A 269-nucleotide genomic window follows, 5' to 3' on the forward strand; every position below is an offset into this window, starting at 1 on the left:
GTGCATTCAACGCCTTGGCTCGGCGCGGCAGCCACAGCGCAACCGCGGCGGTCACCAGCAGCAAGGGCCACAAGCGCTGGTAACTGGCACCATTCAGGCTGCCCAGGTTCCAGAAAGTCAGAGTGCGCAACGTGGCGTCGTCCGCCAGATAGGTGAACAACCCCACCGCCGAACTGGCCAGCGCCGTCAGGGCAATCCCCGCCAGCAGCATGGTTGCCACATGGGTCTGCCCGTTGCGCCGCCCCAGGCGATACACCAGCGCCGTCACC

The 269-nt window shown here is 66.5% G+C and carries 1 protein-coding gene; it reads right to left on the reverse strand.

From position 1 onward, the window contains the following. A partial coding sequence (locus R0J88_RS20450; RefSeq protein ID WP_410900942.1) for an iron chelate uptake ABC transporter family permease subunit occupies window positions 1-269 on the reverse strand: 269 nt, incomplete at both ends.

It is taken from the genome of Pseudoalteromonas sp. SIMBA_162 (assembly GCF_046535955.1).
GTDB lineage: Bacteria > Pseudomonadota > Gammaproteobacteria > Enterobacterales > Alteromonadaceae > Pseudoalteromonas > Pseudoalteromonas marina.